The 17,397-nt window shown below is 50.6% G+C and carries 15 protein-coding genes and 1 other annotated feature (1 of these 16 running past the window's edge); of the genes, 8 read left to right on the forward strand and 7 right to left on the reverse strand.

What is annotated here, in order from left to right; all coding sequences use genetic code 11:
• Positions 1-9 precede the first annotated feature (9 nt).
• Together ACFWUL_RS09280 and ACFWUL_RS09285 are read right to left on the reverse strand one after the other, a co-directional pair.
• On the reverse strand, positions 10-204 hold the full coding sequence (locus tag ACFWUL_RS09280) for a polyprenyl synthetase solanesyl diphosphate synthase (RefSeq protein ID WP_416177081.1): 195 nt from the start codon (positions 202-204) through the stop codon (positions 10-12).
• 122 nt (positions 205-326) lie between these two features.
• Positions 327-641, reverse strand: coding sequence for a hypothetical protein (locus ACFWUL_RS09285; protein WP_416177082.1), 315 nt, complete (start codon positions 639-641; stop codon positions 327-329).
• Between the two features lie 203 nt (positions 642-844).
• On the opposite strand from ACFWUL_RS09285, the gene ACFWUL_RS09290 reads away from it, so the two are divergent.
• The 6 genes from ACFWUL_RS09290 (at position 845) to ACFWUL_RS09315 (ending at position 9,054) form a co-directional block, all read left to right on the forward strand.
• Positions 845-1,642 (forward strand): helix-turn-helix domain-containing protein, encoded by a 798-nt coding sequence (locus ACFWUL_RS09290; protein ID WP_416177083.1) that lies wholly within the window; start codon positions 845-847, stop codon positions 1,640-1,642.
• Between the two features lie 874 nt (positions 1,643-2,516).
• Positions 2,517-3,251, forward strand: coding sequence for a LytR/AlgR family response regulator transcription factor (locus ACFWUL_RS09295; protein ID WP_416177084.1), 735 nt, complete (start codon positions 2,517-2,519; stop codon positions 3,249-3,251).
• Positions 3,252-3,443: 192 nt separating this feature from the next.
• Entirely contained in the window at positions 3,444-4,772 is a 1,329-nt protein-coding gene (locus ACFWUL_RS09300) for a GHKL domain-containing protein (RefSeq protein ID WP_416177085.1), read from the forward strand.
• A 114-nt stretch (positions 4,773-4,886) separates the two neighbouring features.
• Positions 4,887-6,257 carry a sensor histidine kinase gene (locus ACFWUL_RS09305; protein ID WP_416177086.1) on the forward strand — a complete coding sequence of 457 codons (1,371 nt, stop codon included), beginning with the start codon at positions 4,887-4,889 and terminating at the stop codon, positions 6,255-6,257.
• 117 nt (positions 6,258-6,374) lie between these two features.
• On the forward strand, positions 6,375-7,727 hold the full coding sequence (locus tag ACFWUL_RS09310; protein ID WP_416177087.1) for a sensor histidine kinase: 1,353 nt from the start codon (positions 6,375-6,377) through the stop codon (positions 7,725-7,727).
• Positions 7,728-7,980: 253 nt separating this feature from the next.
• Complete coding sequence (locus tag ACFWUL_RS09315; protein WP_416176725.1) at positions 7,981-9,054, forward strand: IS630 family transposase; 1,074 nt, start codon at positions 7,981-7,983, stop codon at positions 9,052-9,054.
• A 99-nt stretch (positions 9,055-9,153) separates the two neighbouring features.
• Here the strand turns inward: ACFWUL_RS09315 and ACFWUL_RS09320 are convergent, their stop codons facing one another.
• On the reverse strand, positions 9,154-9,795 hold the full coding sequence (locus ACFWUL_RS09320; RefSeq protein WP_416177088.1) for a CpXC domain-containing protein: 642 nt from the start codon (positions 9,793-9,795) through the stop codon (positions 9,154-9,156).
• A gap of 265 nt (positions 9,796-10,060) precedes the next feature.
• Positions 10,061-10,852 (reverse strand): sigma-70 family RNA polymerase sigma factor, encoded by a 792-nt coding sequence (locus tag ACFWUL_RS09325; protein WP_416177089.1) that lies wholly within the window; start codon positions 10,850-10,852, stop codon positions 10,061-10,063.
• Between the two features lie 936 nt (positions 10,853-11,788).
• Here ACFWUL_RS09325 and ACFWUL_RS09330 point away from each other — a divergent pair.
• Both ACFWUL_RS09330 and ACFWUL_RS09335 read left to right on the forward strand, forming a co-directional pair.
• Positions 11,789-12,919, forward strand: a complete 1,131-nt coding sequence (locus tag ACFWUL_RS09330; RefSeq protein WP_416177090.1) for a trans-sulfuration enzyme family protein — start codon at positions 11,789-11,791, stop codon at positions 12,917-12,919.
• A gap of 222 nt (positions 12,920-13,141) precedes the next feature.
• A complete protein-coding gene (locus ACFWUL_RS09335) occupies positions 13,142-14,317 on the forward strand; it encodes a MalY/PatB family protein (protein ID WP_416177091.1) in 1,176 nt (391 codons plus the stop codon).
• Positions 14,318-14,383: 66 nt separating this feature from the next.
• Here ACFWUL_RS09335 and leuB read toward each other — a convergent pair whose 3' ends face one another.
• From leuB to leuC, 3 genes are read right to left on the reverse strand one after another with little or no spacing between them, the layout of a single operon-like run.
• Positions 14,384-15,457: a 3-isopropylmalate dehydrogenase gene (gene leuB / locus ACFWUL_RS09340; protein WP_416177092.1), complete on the reverse strand. Its 1,074-nt coding sequence runs from the start codon at positions 15,455-15,457 to the stop codon at positions 14,384-14,386.
• Position 15,458: 1 nt separating this feature from the next.
• Positions 15,459-15,950, reverse strand: a complete 492-nt coding sequence (locus ACFWUL_RS09345; RefSeq protein WP_416177093.1) for a 3-isopropylmalate dehydratase small subunit — start codon at positions 15,948-15,950, stop codon at positions 15,459-15,461.
• Positions 15,951-17,210, reverse strand: coding sequence for a 3-isopropylmalate dehydratase large subunit (gene leuC / locus ACFWUL_RS09350; RefSeq protein ID WP_416177094.1), 1,260 nt, complete (start codon positions 17,208-17,210; stop codon positions 15,951-15,953).
• A 42-nt stretch (positions 17,211-17,252) separates the two neighbouring features.
• Positions 17,253-17,397, reverse strand: a binding site (T-box leader) (it continues 66 nt past the right edge of the window).

The following is a 17,397-nucleotide window of genomic DNA, read 5'->3' on the forward strand; positions in this document are numbered from 1 at the left end:
CTCACTTTCTTATTCCTGTTTTTCCGGCGGCATAGAATCAAGTACCCTGTCAATGACGGCACGATCATAGAGAACACGGCGGCCGATGTGCTTCACGGCTCCATTGGTCTTTGCCCATTCCTCTGCCTTGCACCGGCCCAGGCCCATATATTTACAAAATTCATCTTTGTTGAGAAGTCTCTTCCCAATAAATTCATTGTTCATGGTTATGTTTCCTCATGCTTTCCCCATGCCATGCATGGAAATGGTGGTTCACCGGCCACCGGTGCTATCTGCGGCAATGGTGGCCAGTACTCACCTGTGAATCTGAATGAAATGGAATAAGATTATTCATCACCGTTACGCAAATCTACGACAACGGCTACATCTTCATACCCTGAAAGAGGTTTATCATCGATAACATACAATTCATTTTCAAGCAATGCACTTCTATAACCTTCAGAAAATGCATACTTCAGGGCTTCCCTTACTGTCTCCGGTGCGTCCTTCCGCTGCGCCTTGCGGATAACTTCCAGTGTAAAGCAGTCCAGCATAGCAGAATTTTCCCTGTTGCCCTGCCTTGAAAACATTCTTTCAGCCGCTTCATTGGCCATCCTCTTGCAAACTTTTTCTTTGTGCTTATAAATATCTTCTTTGCTCATTCTGTCACTCACTTTCTACGACTAACCGCCAGCTAGCTACCAAACATCTAAGCACTTGTGCTATTATTATGATATCTAATACAGATGAATATTCCTATCTAGCAATATAATATTAAAAAATATCTGAAATTCAGATATTTTATTAGATCTTTGAAGCATTAAGTCAATTTCTATCTGTATTTGTGATGAAAAGGCGGCGTACTATGGGAAAACAGGGGAAAAATATCGCAAAAAATTATGAAATAGCTCAAGGCAAGATTGATTGGAACAAAATAGGGAAACGCATTTTGCAGATTCAAAATGAATTGAAAGTTCAGCACGGCGGCCATTTCTCCCAGAAGAACATGGGGGAAATATGCGGCCATAGTCAAAGTGCCATTCATGACTACATAACAGGTGACAAACATCCTGATCTAGAAACGCTCGACAGGTTGGCACGCTTTAGCGGCCATACTTTATCCTGGCTGGTGTATGGTGAAGAGGAAACGCCGGCCGGCAAAGAGGGCATGACCATCAAGGATATGTTGACGGCCTTTTATGAGATCCTGCGAATCACCGGCGCACACGTTGAGAAAGTTGGGGAACAATCAGCGGCCGGTTTCAGTGATATGAGAGTCACGTTTTCCCCTCATGGTTTCCCTGCGGATCCTTTCAATGGACTAGTCAATATTTCTGATTTAGTTCCTGCTTTTGATGAAAACGGCGATCCTACTGGCGAACAATACTATAACTACACATCATGGGAAACGTGCCGGTTACTTGAAACATTCATGAAAATTAATGGTTCAATCAATGCCATGGCAACACATCAAGATATTTTTGATACTGATTCCTACAACGATATAAGTAAAATGCTTTCCGATCGAATGAATCACTTTCTTCAGGAACTCCCAGGGCTAACCCCTATGGCTGCAAAGCAAAGGGAAGATAACGCCCACGAGTATGACAAAACATGGAAAAAAGAATCTTTCGGTTTCGCATTGAGAAAAGACGGTCTGTAACTCAATAAGGAAGTATTGGTTCACGGCGCACGAAAAAGCGTACTGCCTTTTATGGTGGTACGCTTTTCACGTGCTTCAGGTAGATTCATGCCGTTTTCAAAAAATCCAATGTGCGGATACGGCACGGGGTAGCCGACCACCGCACGGGGTACCCCTGTGGTAGTACCTTGCTTGCTCGTGTCTTACCGTGAATGGCCGTGAATCTTCCTGCCATCGGAAAAGTCAAAATAGTGGTTCCAACAAAATAGAGGTTCTGCCATTGGTCTATTCCCATTGCCGTATTCTTCAGCAAGAGGGGGGCCATGCCGGTGACTATCCCTTTAAATAGTTGGGAAATTGCGGAAACAGTCCAGAAGCCGCCTATAGTATCAAAACGATACCGCTTTAAAATCGCCTACAAGGGCCTTTCTCGCCTTGCCATGATAAAATTACATGGGCCGGTTTCTGCGAATCCCTTATAGACAAGCCTCGTGCAAGCAAAATAAAAAGACGGCCGGTGCTATCTTCATCTGCCGTCTTTTCCTGTGTCCATCCTCTCCGGTTCAGTCCTTGCCAAGGCGATCCGCTGCGCCATGCTCACAAGTCTGTGTTCAAGTACCGTATCCGCTCCGGTTCCTGTTCTGCCATCCATGGTGCTGGTGGCCATCTGCTCACCGGCACGGCCGCCGGAAAATCCGGAAACAGAAATACTTTCCTAAAATTCTAATAGGGGTATTTAACGGGGTATTTGCATTTCTTGCGGTTCTCTATACCCTGTATTGCTCGATAATATCTAACTTTTCTTCTGTTTGTATTATAATTTTCGATGAAGTATAATAAAGAAAATTCACTTACTATCGATAAAATTTACTTTTATTTCCGGGGGACTTTCATTATGATTCGTATTGCTCTGATTGACGACAGCCCGACGGATATTGAAATCGGGCAGCGCTTTGTGAAATCCTATTTCGAATCCCGCGAGGACGCCAAAGATATGGAAATCTCTATTTCCACCTATCTGGATGGCCCCTCGTTCCTGTCTGAGTTTGAAGAGGGCAAATTCGATCTTATATTTCTGGACATCTACATGCCCGACATGGATGGTATCGAGACAGCAAAGAAACTCCGGCAAAAAGATGGGGATGTGAAAATCCTTTTTCTCACCACCAGCCGGGAACATGCACTGGAAAGCTACCAGGTCTTTGCCTCCGGCTATATCCTGAAGCCCCTCATCAGCCACAAGGACGATCTTTTCGCCGCCCTGGACCGGGCCCTGCCTCCGGGCGCACTGAAGCCCGCAGCCCTTATCCTCCGGATTCCGGGGAACGAAACCCTGAAGTTTCCTTTCAGCCGTATTATGTACATCGACTGCAACAAGAGCCGCACCGCCACGATTCACATGAAGAACAAGGAGGCCCCCACCCGGGAGATGTTCCAGGAAGTAGCGGAGAGCCTGTCGGAGGACCGCCGGTTCTTTGAGTGCTACCACAAGGTGCTCCTTAATATGGATTTCATCGAATCCATGGATGATGAGTCCTTCCGCCTCACCGATGGCACGGTAATTCCTATCAGCCGCCGGAAAAAGAAGGAAGTCAAAAACCATTACATGCAGTACCTTCTGTCCAAGTAGGCAGGCCGCTGTATGTCGTATTCTCTATTTCTACAGTCATCCCTTTTCCCCTTTACTGTTCTTTAACGGCCACTGACTGCGATTTTCCCATCTGCCAAAGCCCCTGCCCTTCTCCACCTGTAAAGGGGCTCCGGCAAACCATGAACCCTTTATGCCAGTTTTATACTGTTTTTCCAATCAAGGAGCTTCATCATGGAAAATGCCTTTTCACTGGCCCTGTGTACAATGGTCATTCACCTGGCCGGCCGTTTTATCTGGTATGAATCATTCCGAGACTACATATCCAAAAGGAAACGGAACTATGCAGCCCTGTCTTTCCTGGCCCTGGGCCTTGTGAACCTGCTGCTTTTTACGTACCTTTTTTCCCAACCCGGCAGGCTGATTCCCATGTACAAGACAGCCCTTACCCTGGGATGGCTTCCCTATTTCCTGCTGTCCTTCCTGTGGCTGCCGCGGATGGTGGCCCAACAGGTTTTCGTTCTGGGCATGCAGGGACTGTGGATTTCTTTTCTCCACACCCTGAGCATGATTTCTGTCATGGCCATGGTCCAAGACCTATCCCTTGTCGACAGGTTGACCATGGAACTCATCGGATACATGGTTGCTTTTATCCTGACCTTCCCTATCACTCTTCATATATTTCGCCATATGTGTCCATCGCCGCAGCTCATCAATGAAAAGTCCTATGGCTATTACATTGCTTTCCTGCCCATTATTATCTCCCTCATGCTGATTCCCATCAGCATGGACGATAAACTGTGGAGCCCTGACAAGCTGGCGGCCCGGTTCATTTCTGTCTTTGCTTTCTACGCCCTGTACCGCTATGTGTACCTGGAGGCCCAGGACCTGGAGGGTATGGTACTTCTCCGGAGTGCCGATGAAATCAGGGATAAAGCCATCCGGTTCTTCCAGAACTACACCATCCTCGTCCAGGATACCATGAAACAGGGTTCTATCCTGCGCCATGATGTGCGCCACAATATCCATACCATCTATAAACTGGTGGCTGCAGGGAAACAGGAAGAGGCCCTCTCCCTGCTGGAAACTTACGATGATGATCTGGAAAAATCGGTCGTCCATCCCTATTGCCTGAATCCCTATATCAATGCCATTGTGTCCGTTTATCTTCACAAGGCAAAAAATGCGGGCATCCCCGTGTCCCAGCGCATCAGTTTTCCGAATAACATTCCGGGACTCCAGGAAGAACTGGGGCTGCTCCTGGCCAATCTTCTCGAAAATGCCATCCGCGTATCGGAGAAGGAAGATCCGAGGCACCGTTTCCTCCGGCTGAACCTGCAGCAGAAGGGAAGCCAGGTCATCCTTGCCGTAGAAAACTACTGCGAAAAGCCCCTTCACTTCGATGAAGAAGGGTATCCCCAGTCATCGGAGCCCGGCCGGGGCACCGGCATGGCTTCCGTCCACCGGTTCATCAAGCGGTACGGTGGTTTCAAGAATTTTACGTGGAACGACGGCATCGTCCGTTTTGAAATTTATTTCCGGCTGCCTGCAATGAAAAAATAAGGAAAGCACCAATCCAATCTGACAGCGGTAATCCAATTGTGCTTCCTGTCCATCCCGACATGAACCGGGACATTCCAGGCCGCCTGTATTTCTATTCCTTCAGGGGGCTGTCAATTGGAACTTACCATGCTGACTATCCTGATGCCCGTCACTGTAACAATCACCCATCTCATAGGGGCGCTGATCCGCTATGTTCCTTTCCGTGACGTGCTCAGCAAAAAGCAGAAGCGGGGCATGCTTGTGTCCTATCTGGTCATGGCTGCCATCATGTTTCCTGTATACCTGCATGCTTTTGCAGATCCATCCACCCGGGTACCTTACCTGAAAATCGCATTTTCCCTGGGCGTTTTCGTTTACGTGGCGGCCGGCCTCTTCTGGTTTCACACCCGCATAGCCCAGCAGCTGTATATTTTCGGCATGCAGGGGCTCTGGGTCAGCACCATCCATACCTTCGCAGGCATCCTTATCTATTACGTACTTCACATCGATACAGGCCAGGACCAGCTTTTCACCATTTCCGTGATTGATCCCCTCTGTAACCTGCTGCTCCTGCCATTCAGCCTGTACCTGTTCAGCCGGATGCGCCCGTCCTCCCTGCTCATGGGGGATAAGCCCTATGGCTATTATATGGCCCTTCTGCCGCTGGCCATTGTCTTCATCCAGATTCCCCAAAACCTTAACATGGACCAGTTCTTCTGGAACGCAAACCGTATTCTCATGCGTGTCATTACAGCAGTGTGCTTCTTCATCATGTATAAAGGTGTCCGACTGGAAGATGAAAACCTGGCCAGTGAAATCCACCTGCGAAGTGTGAATGACACCCAGCGGAAGACCATCCACTTCCTCCAGAGCTATACCCTCCTCGTGCAGCAGGGATCAAAGAAATTCTCCATTCTCCGCCACGACATGCGCCACCATATCCAGCTGGTGTACGCCCTCATCCATGATGATAAAAAGGAGGAAGCCCTGAAGGCCCTGGAATCCTTCGACACCCAGCTCGATAAGACCGCCATCCGCCCTTACTCCCTGAACCCCTATATCAACGCCATCCTGTCGGTGTACATTAACAGGGCCCAGGAAGAGGGATTCAAAGTCACCACCCAGATCAACTTCCCGGAAAACGTTCCGGTCCTGGAAGAGCAGCTGTCGGTGGTGCTGGCAAGCCTCATGGAAAACGCCATCCGTGTCACCTCCCGGGAGCCAAGGGAAAAGCGGTTCCTGGAAGTCCATCTGCAGGCTAAAGGAAAGCAGGCGGTACTGGAAGTGGAAAATTACTGCTCCAAACCCCTCATCTTCAATGCGGAAGGATTCCCTTCCACCACGAAAAAAGGCCATGGCATCGGCATGGTCTCCACCCGCCGGTTCATCGAACAATATAAGGGGTATAAAGATTTCAGCCAGACCGATGGCCACGTAAAGTTCATCATTTACTTCCGCATGGACGTGCCGAAGAAGCCCTGCGAAAAAGAAAGCGTTGAGAGTTGAGATTTCGCGGCTTTGCTGCTCATTCTGTCTGGCCGTCTGGCGTCTCCACAGCCCGGGGAAGCCTCCTGCGCCAATGACTCTATCCATAAGCAGTAAATCCCAAAAAGGTGGTGACCTATGGAACTCGCATATCTCCTTGCCGCCAGTGTGACCTTTACCCACCTGGTGGGTGCCCTGCTCCGGTATGAACCGTTTCATGATGTCCTTTTCCGGCGCACGAAGGTAAAACTTTTCTGGTCCTATCTGGTCATTGCCATCCTTATGTTTCCTGTGTATGCACTGATTTTCCAAAACTCCGACACCCAGGTGCCCTACCTGAAGGCCGCCCACTCCCTGGGAGCTTTCTTATACGTGGCAGCCACCTTTTTCTGGTTCCATACCCGTATTGCCCAGCAGATTTATACCGGCGGCATGCAGGGGCTCTGGGCCAGTACCATTCATACGATTTCCGGCATTCTGGTGTACCATCTTTTCGGGATCGATATCAGTTCGGACCAGGTCCTTGCCATCGCTGCCATCGATCCCCTGCTGAATGCGGCCCTGCTTCCCGTGGGAGTCTACCTTTTCCGCCGTATGCGTCCTTCATCCCTCCTCATAAGCGACAGGCCCTACGGCTACTATATGGCTGCCCTCCCGCTGGTCATCCTTTTTATCCAGTACCCCCAGAATCTGAATATGGACCAGTACTTCTGGGCTCCTGACCGCATTTCCATGCGCATCATCACAGCGGCCTGCTTCTTCCTCATCTATAAAGGGGTGCAGCTGGAAGACGAGAATCTGGCCAGTGAAATCCACCTGCGAAGCATGAATGATACCCAGCGGAAGACTATTCATTTCCTCCAGAGCTACACCCTACTCGTACAGCAGGGAACGAAAAAATTTTCCATTCTCCGCCACGACATGCGCCATCACATCCAACTGGTGTATGCCCTCATCCATGACGATAAAAAGGAAGAAGCCCTGAAGGCCCTGGAGTCCTACGATTCCCAGCTCGATAAGACAGCCATCCGCCCCTATTCCATGAACCCCTATATCAACGCCATCCTTTCTGTATACATCAATCGAGCTAAGGAAGAGGGATTTAAAGTCACCGCCCAGATTAATTTTCCTGAAAATGTACCGGTACTGGAAGAGCAGCTGTCGGTGGTGCTGGCAAATCTTATGGAAAATGGCATCCGTACTACCTCCCAGGAGCCGAAGGAAAAGCGGTATATGAACATACAGCTCCAGACAAAGGGGAATCAGGCCGTACTTTCCGTAGAAAATTACTACTCCCAGCCCATCGATTTTGATAAGGACGGATTCCCCAGGGCCACCCGCAAGGGCCATGGCTTAGGAATGATTTCCATCCGGAAATTTCTGGAACGATACAAAGGATACAAGGACTTCACCCAGACTGATGGACAGGTAAAGTTCGTTCTCTACTTTCGCATGGATGCACAGAAGCAGCCATGTAAAAAGGACGCATAGATTGTCCCTTTCAGTTTGCCAGGTTAATGGATAGCGTAACTGGAGCGGAGCTTCCAGCAGCTGGAAAGGCCGGCCAGCCTACGGCATGTAAGACCTATTGAGGAAACTGCAGGAAAGCGCCACAGGCGGATCAGTTTTGCTGGAGGCCTGCAGCTAGTGTCTAATTTCATAAATAATAGATTGTATTGCCGGACACAGCAAATAATGGTATACTTATTCCAGATAAATGCAAATTGCAGGGGGGGATAACGTTATGCCAAAAGTTGCTAAGCAAATACGCTGCTCCGAAAGCGAACGCATAGAACTGCATAAAATCGTAAACTCTCAAAAAACAGAGCATCGCATTGTAAGACGTGCAAAAATGGTTCTTCTATGTCTTGATGGAATGCAAATCAAGGATATCGCGGCTAAGTTGGGGGAACGCCCCAATACCGTTAGCCTTTGGCGGAATCGTTTCGCTGAACAGGGCATCCCTGGACTACAGGATAAGAAAAGGCGGGGCCGTACTGCTCAATATGGACCGGAATTCCGCGAAATGGTGTTAAATAAGCTGAAGGAAGCGCCTCCAGACGGGCTAGCACACTGGGATGGTCCTACACTGGCAAGAGTTCTGAATGTCTCAAAGGCTGCCATTTGGCGACTTATGAGAAAGGAAGGAATACAGCTGGCAAGGCAGCGTTCCTGGTGTGTCAGTACTGATCCGGAGTTTACTAAAAAGTCTGCTGATATCGTGGGACTTTACTTGAACCCGCCAGAGAATGCTGTCGTAATCAGCGTTGATGAGAAACCATCGATACAGGCCTTAAGTAGAGCCCAAGGATATGTACTTACTCATAACAAGAAAATTGTGCGCGGGTTGAAAAGCACATATCGGAGGAATGGAACAATAAATTTATTCGGTGCACTGGAGGTAGCTACCGGACAAATTTATGGAAAGACAACAAAGAGAAAAACCAGAGAGGACTTTGAAGAATTTTTAGATGACTTATTGAAAAGTGAGCCGGGTGGAGACAAAGTGCAATATCATATTATTGTCGATAATTACTGCACGCACAAGCGCTTAAACGACTGGCTGGAAAAGCATCCTAATGTCCATTTTCATTACACACCAACGTCAGCAAGCTGGCTGAATGAAGTGGAAATATGGTTTAACATTATGTCGCGAAAAGTGCTCCGAGGGGCAAGTTTTGACTCTGTTTCGGATCTTGTGTCAGCGATTAAAAAGTTTATTGCTGCCTACAATGAGCATGCAGAACCGTTCCGCTGGAAAAAACGTGAGGTCAAGGGTTCGCAACTTAGGGATACAATCGGAAACTTACGAAATTAGACACTAGAAGTTAAAAACCCCATGCCAATGACTCCGTCCATAGGCATCGCATAAAAAAGGAACATGGAACCCTCGGTTTCCATGCTCCTTTTTTGTCTTTTATCCCATACGGGTAACGATATTTTTCGCCCATTCCCGGTTGATGATGAGGTCCCCCCGGGACAGGACGTCGATTCTGGCCTGTGCCGCCTCTTTGATGGCGTTGTACAGGGACATATCAAACTCCATGGACGCAATCATTTTCCCTTCCTTCCGGAAGAGGAATCCATGCTCCCCGTCTTCGTTGGTGGCGAAGTAGATTTCATCAATGTGTTTGTCTTTGTACTTTTCATCCACATTGTCCCAAATGGAACTCTTGATGATTTCCACAATCCGGTCATCCAGGCCGGCGTCCAGGATCAGCAGCTTTTCCTTGAATTCATTATAGGAGAGGACGATCCGCTTCAGATAGCTATCGAAGGCATTGCCCCGGCGGGAAAGGATCTCCTCCATTCCTTTGGGCGAAGAGCCATCGGCATCGACAAAAATAAGGATTTTATCTTCCTGCTGGTGGTAAAGGAAATTGTAATTCAGGAGGGATGTGGCCCCGCAGTCCGGACAGCGGTACCGGAAGGCTTCATCGTTTCTCACCTTTTCCTTCATTTCCGGATGTTCCATAGTATTGATACTGTCCCAAACGGTGAATGGATGTTTTTTCCCGCATTTGGGGCAGGTAATTTCCTGCATTGCGCTCTGTGACATGTATGACCTCCATAGGAATACGGTATGTACTGCATCAATTATAGCACAGGGAACAGGGCTTGGGTGGTACGACGGACAGAGTCACTGGCACGGGAGCTGCCAGTTTCCAGCGACTGGCTGTTAGAAAAACTGATTCGCCTGCGGCGCTTCCATCCGATATTCCCAATTGTTCCCCATGCCGCAGACAGTCCAACCTTCCTGGCTGCTATAAACTGACAGCTGGAAGCCCTCGCCCGTTTGCACGTTCATACAAATGCCCCAAAGCTCAAGTCATCCGCTCTTTTTCCATAACCTTCTTCAGCTTCCGCCGGGCCCCCTGGAGAGCGTCCCGGACGGAGGTAGGCGTAATGCCAAGTTCCCTGGCCGTATCGGCCTGGTTCTTTCCCTCAAAATATACCTTCTCAATGACCGCCGACTGCCGCTCCGTAAGCACTGCTACCGACAGAAGGCGGCGGATGTCCTCCCTATTCCGATACTGCTCGTCCCATTCTTCTATGAGTTCCAGGGTTCCCCGGGATTCATCGGCGGTAAGATCAATGACCTCCAATTCCTCATCCATGGGATTATCCACCGGCGTATTCAGGGACAGTACCTGCCTTTCCCGATAGGTCTTATTCCGGAAATATTCTTCCTTCATGGCCCCTTCCAGGGAAAGGCGGCAGTACGAGAGAAACCGTACTCCCTGTTTCCCGTCATACCGGCCCACGGCCCGCTGGAAATTCTCAAAAGAACAGCTAATGAGGTTATCCGGGCTCTCTTTAGGATACCGCCGGGCCAGCCGCACAATAAAGGGAAAATTCCAGGCCCACAGGATCTCTACGGCCGTTTCTTCACTGATTTCCGCCCGGTCCCTGCCTCGGAATACGTCTTCATTCGTAGGATACCGTTCTCCCCATTCCTCTTTCTGGCTTTTGATAAAGCCATTCATGGTATCCAGAAAGGCGTCCCAACCGGAAAGGCCGTAGGATTCCCCCGCCTCCAGCAGAAGGCCCTCTTTAAGGTCCTGCAGTTTTCTTTTCCACATTTCCATAAAGGAAACCAGGCGAAATCCTTCCATAGCAGCCTCCTATGTACAATGGGTAACTGTTTTTTTCATTTTACGATAGAAGACAGAAGAAGCGCAAGGGAGAGCAAGATTGAGATCGAGATCGAGGTCGAGATTGAAATTCTCTGCCACACCCCTTTGTCCCTGGAGGCTAGGGAAGCGCTGATTAATTCGCAGAGTCAGATTTCATAAGGATTTTTATGCACTGCTTCGTCATAGCTCGGCCAAGGATAAAAGGAAGGCGCTTTTATGTGCAGAGAAAGCGCCAACTTACCTTGGCTCAGCAGTCCTATGCAGGACTGCTGCCTTAAATGGCTCGCTATTTGGGTCGAGCTATTCCTCGCATTGCATAAAAATCCAAGAATGAAATCCGACAACGATTTAATCAGTGCTTCCCTAGAAAGATTTCTCCACTCCTCGAAGCTTCAGGGATTCATGACTTCATCACCACTTTTCCGCTTACACCGGTCGAAATGACGGGAATGGTATATCAAAAAGCGGCGCTGTATGAATTGTGCGCCGCCCATCCACTCCTCACTCCTCCCTCCTCACTCCTCCCTCCTCACTCCTCCTTCCTCACTTCTCACTTTTGCCTGTTTCCGTCACTTTACCTGCCTTGACACCATTACCCTTCCGTGTTATCATACATCTAATTTCACAGAAAGCGATGAGAAGAAGAGTACGTCCTTTGAACCGGCAAAGAGAGCTGCGTATGGTGAAAGCAGTGCGGAGAGAAGAGCGGAAGATGGACTTTGAGCTTCCGGGCCGAATCATGAAGCCCGCCGGGACTGCCCGTTACAGCAGCAGGGTCTTTATGGCTTTGTCCGGCGTACCTGGTAAGTCCTTTACCGGTGACGGGAAGGAGAAACAGAGTGGTAACACGGTTATATATCGTCTCTCATTTTTGAGGGACGATTTTTTTATTTCACAAAAAGGAAGGTCATTCATATGGATATCAAAACAATCTGCATTCACGGCAGTGACTGGAAGGATCCCACCGGCTGCATTTCTGTCCCCATTTTCCAGAGTGCCACATTCGGCCATCCGGAACTCGGCGAATCTACGGGCTACGATTACACCCGGGTCCAGAACCCCACGAGGGAAAGTGCGGAAAAGGTGGTAGCCGCCCTGGAGCACGGCTGTGACTGTACCAGCTATTCCTCCGGCATGGCCGCCATTTCCATGGTCATGGAACTTTTCAAGCCGGGGAATACCATCATTTCTTCCGATGACCTCTACGGCGGTTCCATCCGTCTCTTCCGCTTCGTGAACGAAAAGAACGGCATCCGGTTCAAATTCGTAAACACTTCTTACCCGGACAGGGTGGAAGAAGCCTTCGATGATACGGTGAAGGCCCTCTACATCGAGACTCCCACGAACCCCATGATGCAGGTAACGGACATCCGGAAAATGGCAGAAATCGCCCATGCCCACGGCGCCCTCCTCATTGCGGACAACACATTCATGAGCCCCTACTTCTGCAACCCCATTGACTTCGGTGCTGACATCGTCCTTCACAGCGGCACCAAGTACCTGGCCGGCCACAACGACACCCTGGCGGGATTCGTGGTATGTAAAGATAAGGAAATCGCGGAAAACGTCCGTTTCCTCTACAAAACCGTAGGCGGCTGCCTGGCTCCCTTTGACAGCTGGCTCGTGACGAGGGGCATCAAGACACTGGCCATCCGCATGGAAGCAGCCCAGAAAAATGCAGAGGCCCTGGCGGAATGGCTGGAAAACCATCCGAAGGTGTCCAAGGTCTTCTATCCGGGCCTCAAGGATTTCCCGAATCGGGATGTCCACTTCCGCCAGTCCCGGGGCGCCGGCGCCATGCTTTCTTTCTACACCGATACCCATGAAACGGCGCTGCAGGTATTGAAAAATGTAAAACTCATCCGCTTCGCCGAAAGCCTGGGCGGTGTAGAAAGTCTCATCACCTACCCCGCCACCCAGACCCACAGTGACCTTTCTGAAGAGGAACGGCAGTCCCGGGGCATTACGAACTGCCTCCTCCGCCTGTCCGTGGGCATCGAAGATGTCAACGACCTCATCGCCGACCTCTCCCAGGCATTGGGCTGAGAATTTCTGGCGGATGGAGCCAGTTATCCGAGAGCCTCTAGCTTCTAGCCTCTAGCTTTCAGGAAGACTGATTCGCCTGCAGCGCTTTCCTGTCAATAATTTCCGTAAGCCATCCATGCCGCAGGCTGGCCAGCTTTCCTGGCTGCCAGGAGCTAAAAGCTAACAGCCCCGCGCTGGCAGCCCTGCCCATCAGCACCCATTATTTACTATAAGGAGTATCCTATGAAACTTTCTGACTTAGATACCGTCATCGACCGCCGGGGAAGCGGCTGCCTGAAATATGATTTTGCTGTGCAGCGGGGAAAACCGGCAGACGTGCTGCCCTTCTGGGTGGCAGATATGGATTTCAAAGTGGCCGATCCCATCCTGGAAGCCCTGGAAGCCCGGGTGCATCATGGCATCTTCGGTTATTCCGAATCCGGGAAAGCCTATTTCAACGCGTTGGCCCGCTGGCAGGAAACCCATTTCCACTGGACCATCCGTCCGGAATGGCTTATCAAGACCCCCGGCGTAGTACCAGCCATCAACCTGGCCGTCAAGGCCCTCACAAAAGAAGGGGACGGCATCCTCATCAACCAGCCCGTGTACTACCCCTTCCTCAATGCGGTCATCAAAAACGGCCGGAAACTGTTAAACAGCCCCCTGGTCCTGAAGAACGGACACTATGAACTGGACTTCGAGGACCTGGAAAAGAAAATCGTAGAGGGAAACGTGAAGCTCGCCCTGCTCTGCTCTCCTCACAATCCAGTGGGCCGGGTATGGACGAGAGAAGAACTGGCCAAATACGCCGATATCTGCCTCCGGCACGGCGTAAAAATCGTGGCCGATGAAATCCATGAAGATTTCACCTATCCCGGCCATCCTTTCACCGCCTTTGGCACCCTTGGCGAAGAAGCGGCCAATGATGCCATCATCTGCACCGCCCCGTCCAAGACATTCAACATCGCAGGCCTCCAGAATTCCAATATCCTTATTCCAAGCCCCGCCATCCGGAAAGCTTTCCAGGAGGAGCTGGATGCCTTCGGCTACGACCAGCTCAACGTCATGGGCCTCACCGCCTGCCGGGCGGCCTATGAAAAGGGGCAGGAATGGCTGGATCTGGTACGGGAATACATAAAGAATAACCTGGACTTCACAAGGCAGTACCTGAAGGACAACCTTCCGAAGATGAAACTCATCGAGCCGGAAGGAACCTACCTCATCTGGATCGACGCCTCCGCCTATGGCCTGTCCAATGAAGACCTGGAGCATAAAGTGCTCTATGACTGCCACCTGTGGCTGGACATGGGCTATGTTTTCGGCAAAGAGGGAGAAGGATTCCTCCGCTTCAACCTGGCCTGCCCGAGAAAGACCCTGGAGCAGGGACTCCGGCAGCTGAAAGAGGGATTTGAAAAGTAATGTAACCAATAAAAAGCGGTAAAAATGGAAATCCATTTTTACCGCTTTTTATTGGGTCCTTTTCTCTTATTTTAAATGGTCGAGGATGGCTTCAGTCATTCCTTCTCCATTGACCTTCTTCATTCCATTCCTGTAAATGTCTCCGGTGCGGAAACCATCTTCCAGCGTTTCATTCACCGCTTTTTCAATGGCCCCTGCTGCTTTATCTTCATTTAAAGAGTAACGGAGCATCATGGCTGCAGAAAGAATGGTGGCAATGGGGTTGGCAATGCCTTTGCCTGCGATGTCGGGAGCGGAGCCATGAATCGGTTCATAGAGGCTCGTTTCCTCTCCGATGGAAGCAGAAGGAAGCATACCTACGGACCCGGAGAGAACTGCCGCCTCATCGGACAGGATATCTCCAAACATGTTGCTCGTCACCACCACATCGAAGAAAGAGGGGTGAATGGCAAACTGCTGGGCACAGTTATCTACATACATATGGTCCAGCCGTACATCGGGGTATTCTTCCTCCTGCACCCTGGTGACGGTCCTTCTCCAGAGACGGGAAGAAGCAAGAACATTGGATTTGTCCACGCTGGTCACATGGCCGTGGCGCTTTCTCGCCGCTTCCATGGCAAACCGGGTAATCCGTTCCACTTCCGGTACCGAATACTTTTCCACATCCCAGGCCTGTTCTGCGCCGTCCACGATTTCCGATTCACAGCGTTTCCCGAAATAGATGCCCCCTACCAGTTCCCGGACAATCATGATGTCCGTACCTTTGGCAATTTCCGGTTTCAGCGGGGAATATTCAATCATGGAATCTGCGATTTTTACAGGCCGGAGGTTCACATAGAGGCCCAGGGATTTGCGAAGGCCCAGGATAGCTTTTTCCGGCCGCAGTGCCGGTTCCAGATGATCCCACTGGTCGCCGCCTACGGCGCCGAAGAGGATGGCATCCGCCTTACGGCATGCATCCACCGTATCTTTCGGAAGTGGCACGCCGTACTTGTCATAGGCCGTACCGCCGGCATCTTTCCATTCATAGGAAAGGTCCATATGATAGATTTCATCTGCTTTTTTCATTACTTCCACGGCACCGTCGGTGACTTCCCTGCCGATGCCATCCCCCGGAATAACTACAATGTGCTTTGCCATATTACCGATACTCCTTTACATAATTGATGAGGCCCCCGGCCTTTGCAATGTCCTGGATGAATCCGGGCAGCGGCGGCGCCTGGAATGTATCGCCTGTGGTGATATCTGTAATCTTTCCTGTAGACAGATCCACGGAAAGGCGGTCACCGGCATGGATCTTTTCCACGTCTTCCCCGATTTCCAGAAGCGGCAGTCCCACATTGATGCCGTTCCTATAAAAGATACGGGCAAAGGAAGCGGCAATGATGACCGGTACACCGGACGCTTTGATAGCCACCGGCGCATGTTCCCGGGAGGAACCGCAGCCGAAATTTTTACCGCCCACCATGATGTCCCCGGGCTTCACATTCTTTGAGAAGGTGGGATCAATGTCCACCATGCAGTGGGAAGCCAGTTCCTTCGGGTCAAAGGTATTCAGGTAACGGGCGGGGATGATGACGTCCGTATCAATATTGTCGCCGTAGCGCCAGACTTTTCCTTCTAATACAGCCATTTATTTTACCTCCTTTGGAGCGGCGATCCGTCCCATGACAGCACTGGCAGCAGCCACCTGGGGGCCTGCCAGGTAAATCTCAGAATCCGTGGGGCCCATGCGGCCGATGAAATTACGGTTCGTGGTGGATACGCATTTTTCTCCGCTGGCAAGGATACCCATGTATCCCCCAAGGCAGGGGCCGCAGGTGGGTGTGGAAACAGCGCAGCCTGCATTGATGAATGTGTCAATGTACCCGGCGTGCATGGCAGCCAGGTAAATGGCAGGAGTAGCGGGAATCACGATGCACCGCACCCGGGGATGCACCTTGTGCCCCTCAAAGATGCGGGCCGCAATGGCCAGGTCCTCCAGCCGGCCATTGGTGCAGGAACCGATGACCACCTGGTCAATGGGAATGTCTCCAAATGTACCGACTACCTTTGTATTCTCCGGCAGGTGGGGGAATGCGACCACCGGCTTCATGGAAGAAAGATCAATGGTCACTTCCCGGCAGTAATGGGCATCTTCATCAGGCTCCACCACTTCATAGGGCTTATGGAACCGGCCCTCGATGTAGGTTTTCGTCTTTTCATCCACCGGGAAAATGCCATTCTTGCCACCGGCTTCGATGGCCATATTGGCAATGGTGAACCGATCCGCCATGGACAGGGAGGCGATACCGGGTCCTGTAAATTCCAGGGATTTATAGAGGGCACCGTCCACGCCGATCATGCCTATAAGGGTAAGAATCACGTCTTTGCCGGTGATGTCTTCCGGCTTCGTCCCTGTCAGTACCACCTTGATGGCATCGGGCACTTTGAACCAGGCTTCCCCGGTGGCCATGGCAACGCCCAGGTCCGTGGAACCTACGCCAGTGGAAAATCCGCCCAGCGCCCCATAGGTGCAGGTATGGGAATCGGCGCCGATGGTTACCATGCCCGGCCCTACCAGTCCTTTTTCCGGAAGAAGGGCATGCTCGATGCCCACCCGGCCCTGCTCAAAGTAATTGACAATCCCGTTTTCCCTGGCAAAATCTCTTACGATTTTGGCCAGTCCCGCGGACTTGATGTCCTTGGCCGGCTGGAAATGGTCGGGAACAAGGACGATCTTATTTTTGTCAAATACAGGGCGGCCTACTCTTTTGAATTCCGCAATGGACGGCGGCGCCGTAATATCATTGGCCATTACCAGATCCAAGCTGCAGTAAATCAGGTCTCCCGGCTTTACGGAATCCAACCCGGCGTGTTTTGCCAGGATTTTCTGTGTCATTGTCATACCCATAGGAATGCCTCCCATTTTCCAAATAAAAAAAGTCCTCCGTCTCCAAGAGACGAAGGACTCGCGGTACCACTCTTATTCATGCCATTGGCATGCACTCATGCTGATAACGGTCAGATGCCGGCAGGATCTACTGCAAAAAGTTCAATCCTGCAGCTCAGGGACGAGTTCGAAATCCGCTTCCGTCATT

It is taken from the genome of Dialister sp., assembly GCF_047832375.1.
Classification (GTDB): Bacteria; Bacillota; Negativicutes; order Veillonellales; family Dialisteraceae; genus Dialister.

Coding starts and splice junctions, on each gene's coding strand:
- ACFWUL_RS09330 (WP_416177090.1), top strand. CDS start 11,789: ATGGATATCAAAACAATCTGCATTCACGGCAGTGACTGGAAGGATCCC.
- ACFWUL_RS09295 (WP_416177084.1), top strand. CDS start 2,517: ATGATTCGTATTGCTCTGATTGACGACAGCCCGACGGATATTGAAATC.
- ACFWUL_RS09280 (WP_416177081.1), bottom strand. CDS start 204: ATGAACAATGAATTTATTGGGAAGAGACTTCTCAACAAAGATGAATTT.
- ACFWUL_RS09320 (WP_416177088.1), bottom strand. CDS start 9,795: ATGTCACAGAGCGCAATGCAGGAAATTACCTGCCCCAAATGCGGGAAA.
- ACFWUL_RS09290 (WP_416177083.1), top strand. CDS start 845: ATGGGAAAACAGGGGAAAAATATCGCAAAAAATTATGAAATAGCTCAA.
- ACFWUL_RS09300 (WP_416177085.1), top strand. CDS start 3,444: ATGGAAAATGCCTTTTCACTGGCCCTGTGTACAATGGTCATTCACCTG.
- ACFWUL_RS09315 (WP_416176725.1), top strand. CDS start 7,981: ATGCCAAAAGTTGCTAAGCAAATACGCTGCTCCGAAAGCGAACGCATA.
- ACFWUL_RS09325 (WP_416177089.1), bottom strand. CDS start 10,852: ATGGAAGGATTTCGCCTGGTTTCCTTTATGGAAATGTGGAAAAGAAAA.
- leuC (WP_416177094.1), bottom strand. CDS start 17,210: ATGGGTATGACAATGACACAGAAAATCCTGGCAAAACACGCCGGGTTG.
- ACFWUL_RS09285 (WP_416177082.1), bottom strand. CDS start 641: ATGAGCAAAGAAGATATTTATAAGCACAAAGAAAAAGTTTGCAAGAGG.
- ACFWUL_RS09335 (WP_416177091.1), top strand. CDS start 13,142: ATGAAACTTTCTGACTTAGATACCGTCATCGACCGCCGGGGAAGCGGC.
- ACFWUL_RS09310 (WP_416177087.1), top strand. CDS start 6,375: ATGGAACTCGCATATCTCCTTGCCGCCAGTGTGACCTTTACCCACCTG.
- ACFWUL_RS09345 (WP_416177093.1), bottom strand. CDS start 15,950: ATGGCTGTATTAGAAGGAAAAGTCTGGCGCTACGGCGACAATATTGAT.
- leuB (WP_416177092.1), bottom strand. CDS start 15,457: ATGGCAAAGCACATTGTAGTTATTCCGGGGGATGGCATCGGCAGGGAA.